5 protein-coding genes are annotated in these 3,642 nt (G+C 46.7%); 4 read left to right on the top strand and 1 reads right to left on the bottom strand.

Annotated elements, in window-relative coordinates; translation table 11 throughout:
• The 4 genes from fliD to VF260_00725 form a co-directional block, all read left to right on the top strand.
• A partial coding sequence (fliD, locus tag VF260_00740) for a flagellar filament capping protein FliD (GenBank protein HEX7055706.1) occupies positions 1 to 1,311 on the top strand: 1,311 nt, incomplete at its 5' end.
• A 13-nt stretch (positions 1,312 to 1,324) separates the two neighbouring features.
• On the top strand, positions 1,325 to 1,705 hold the full coding sequence (locus VF260_00735; protein HEX7055705.1) for a flagellar protein FlaG: 381 nt from the start codon (positions 1,325 to 1,327) through the stop codon (positions 1,703 to 1,705).
• 5 nt (positions 1,706 to 1,710) lie between these two features.
• On the top strand, positions 1,711 to 2,100 hold the full coding sequence (gene fliS / locus VF260_00730) for a flagellar export chaperone FliS (protein ID HEX7055704.1): 390 nt from the start codon (positions 1,711 to 1,713) through the stop codon (positions 2,098 to 2,100).
• On the top strand, positions 2,097 to 2,468 hold the full coding sequence (locus VF260_00725) for a hypothetical protein (protein HEX7055703.1): 372 nt from the start codon (positions 2,097 to 2,099) through the stop codon (positions 2,466 to 2,468). Before fliS ends, VF260_00725 begins: the two co-directional genes overlap by 4 nt.
• On the opposite strand, the gene VF260_00720 is transcribed toward VF260_00725, so the two are convergent.
• The coding region (locus VF260_00720; GenBank protein ID HEX7055702.1) for a hypothetical protein at positions 2,469 to 3,642 on the bottom strand (1,174 nt) is incomplete at its 5' end.

Here is a 3,642-nt window from a genome sequence, read left to right as displayed (position 1 = left end):
GAGTTGCAATCGGCTATTGATCTTGCTTTTGGTGCAAATAAAATAACGGTCGGTTTAAACGGCTCCGCTTTGCAATTTGATCCGGTCGGCAGCGCGGGAAACTTGCCGCAAGTAACCGTGAGCGCCGTTTCCGGCAACGGTGGCATAGCGGCGCTTGGTTTTACCGACGGCCAATCTTATAAAATCAAGACGGATGTAACCTTGGGAGCAATTGCGGCCAAATTCGCCACGCCCCTTACCTTCGGCGATTTTTATATAAACGGGCAGAAAATCACCTATTCAAGTTCAGACACCTTGCAGGATCTGATCAACAAAGTAAACAGCTCCGCAGCAGGGGTCACAATGTCGTATGACGTTTATTCCGACAAGATTTCTTTTACGACCAAAGGGACCGGGGCAGCGGCCAAAGTGCAATTGCAAGACGGCTCCGCCGGCAACTTTATCGCGGCGATGAATCTGGACACGAACGTAGTGTCAGGCGCGGACGCCGACGTCACTATCGATAATGTTCAATATTTTCGCAGCACCAACAGCCTGACGGTCAACGGAGTTACGTACAACTTGGCGGCAACGGCTTCCAATCTTTCGATTTCGATAGGCCGGGATACCGACGCCATGTTTGACAAAATCAAAGGATTTGTGGATAAGTATAATGAAACGGTCAAAGCGATCGACGGCAAGCGGTATGAACCGAAATTCAAAGATTATCCGCCGCTAACGGATGAACAAAAGTCGGAAATGAAAGATGAAGACATCAAGCTGTGGGAAGAAAAGGCGAAAAGCGGGCTGTTGCATGGCGACAGCATTTTATCCAATATATCGCGCAATCTGAGGGCGCTGTTAAGCGCTACGATACAAAACGCTTCTTCCGGCTATGACGCCTTGTATAAAATCGGAATTACAACGGCGCCATACGATGCCAAAAACCCGCAAAACGCCGGCACATTGGTGATCGATGAAGACAAGTTGCGGGCGGCGCTTGCGGCAGACCCGGATGGTGTGGCCAATTTGTTCAACAATTTCCCCGGCGCCTCGCCTGTTGCCGCAGAGAAAGGAATAGCCTTCCAGATGTATGACCAAATTACATCCGGCATTAATGATTTAATCGAAAAAGCCGGCTTGGTAGGCGGACTAACGGATGACATAACGAACGAATTGGGAGAACAGGTGCACGATTTGCAAAACGATATAGATTTGCTGCAAGTCAAATTGAACGATAAGGAGGATTACTATTACCGGCAATTTACCGCGATGGAACAAGCGATACAAAAAGCGAATTCCATTTCCATGTACCTTATGAGCATACAGTAAGGAGGTATCAGACATGCAGGCAACAATGGCGGCTATAAGCGGAACGAACGGAAGTTTTGGGCCGGTAACCGGTCATGATAAGGTTGTTGCGAATCCGCAGCAGCTGTCCGCGGAAACTTTGTCCGCGCAACCGTCGCTTGGCTTCCCCTCTGCCATATCGAAAGAACAATTGGAAGAAGCCGTGGAAAAAGCTGTGGACAAAGCAAATAAAATATTGACCGGCGTTCCCAAAAAAGTCGAGTACAGCGTGCACAAGGCATTCGGCGATATTATCGTCAAAGTCTTGAATGCCGAAACAAATGAGGTCATTGCCGAGTTTCCTCCGGAAAAAATCCTCGACATCGTTGCAAACCTGATACAGTTACAAGGCGCCATCATTGATGAAAAGAGGTAATTGTCATGAATACGCAAGCGCAGGATGTTTACGCCAAAACACAAGTTGCCACCGCTTCACCCGGCGACTTGACATTGATGCTTTTTAACGGGTATCTGAAGTTTGCCAAGCAAGCGCTGAACGGCATGCAACTCAGGCAATATGAGCAAAAAAATTACAATATCAAAAGAGCCCAGGACATTATTGACGAACTGCTGTGTACCCTGAATATGCAATACGAAATTTCCCGCAATTTATCGGCATTGTATCATTTCATCAGTGAAAAAATGGTCGAAGCAAATGTGAAGATGAATCAGCAAAGCCTTCATGATTGCATAGAATTGATGACGGAATTGAGGGATGCGTGGGCGGAAGCGCTGAAGAAAGTGAAGAGAAACGGAAAGTTGACAGGATGACGGGCACAGACGAACGAATCAGCAAATGCCTGCGCGCGATGGAAGACACGATTTGCGAAATGCTGAAACTGGATCTGGACAAGGAAGCGGAACTGGGGCGATTGGCCGATCTGCAAAGCCGCCAGGAACAGCTCAAAATGGAATTGGAAGAAGTCAGACGGGCTGATTATCATCCGCTTTCAGACGAAACAAAACAACTTGCGGATCATTGCTTGCGTTTGCAACAGGAATTAATCGGCAAGTTAACCGTATGCCGTCGGCAAGCCGGAGAAAACCTTTCGAACATGCAAAAAACGCGCCAGGCAAAACGGCGCTATAACGCCGCGTATATACAAACCGCCGGTTATTTTGTGGACAAGCACGAATAACTAGGCTTGTTGCATGAACGACAAATTTTTGATTGCCGGAAATCGCTCCGTAAATTGCTGTTTGATCTGTTCTTTAAGCTGTTGATCATCCGTGATGGATAGAATCATGCCGTATAATGCGCAATCTTGCGGATTCATTTCCAGACAGCCCCGCAGAAAATGCAATCCTTCAGCCAATTGGCCCCTATTCACATAAAAAATTCCGATATTTCGCAGCCCGTTCGCTTGCAATTCGCCGCGATCAAACAAATACAAGTAGTAATCTACGGCCAATTCGGATTGGTGGTGGGCGTAAAAGTAATCGGCCAATTGGTGAATAAGCGCCGGACTGGATACTTGCGTTAAAATTTGGTCGAATTGTTCAAACATCTTTAACTGATACAGATGAATGAGCAAGGAAAGATGAAACGAAGTTTCATCATTGTTTTGTGCTTCAGGCATTGGGGCTGGCAAGTAACTTTCGTCTTGCCAAACCATTGCCGCGATGTGGAAATACTCGATCAGATTTTCATTGTTCTTAAGTTCGGGGTACCGTTGCAGCAGCTTATTATATTTTGCGTGATTGCGGGTCAGGAGATGGTAGCGCAACAAGTCGGCCGGCTCGGGCTCCATATTGTTTCGCAAACATTGGTTGTAATAATGGTCGGATAAATCCGCATGGCCGATCAGGGTAAAAATCTGAAACAGCAATTTGGCATGTAGCGGGTTTTGCGTTGGATATATTTTGGCAAAGAAGCCGGCAACAGATGGACCATCTTCGTGCGCCGCCAATAATTCCGATATTTGATAAAGACATGCCGTGTCTTTGGGTTTCTGCTGCAAAACTTTGCTCAAATAGTAGACGGTTTGCGGCAAGTCTTGCCGACAGCCATGGATCTCCGCCAGTTTTTTATAGGGAATAAGCCTGCCGTAGTCGGGGCTGATGAGCCAGAACCGGCTTTGTTTTTTTTCCGCTTTATCGGCAAGTTGAATGCATTGTTCAAATTCACGTCTGGCGTTTTCGCGAAATCCGAAATGATCCAGCAACATGCCTTTTAAACAATGGTAATCGGCAAAGTCATTCCATCTTTCAAGACCGTTATTGATCAAGTCATCGGCTTCTTTATACCGCTCCAATGAAAATAATGTTTGAATCATCCTGTCCAGGCAAAACGAATACCAACCGTCGGACGGT

It is taken from the genome of Bacilli bacterium (genome assembly GCA_036381315.1).
GTDB lineage: Bacteria > Bacillota > Bacilli > Paenibacillales > KCTC-25726 > DASVDB01.
Note: the sequence above shows the minus strand (reverse complement) of the source record. Positions and strands in the feature narration are given on the sequence as shown.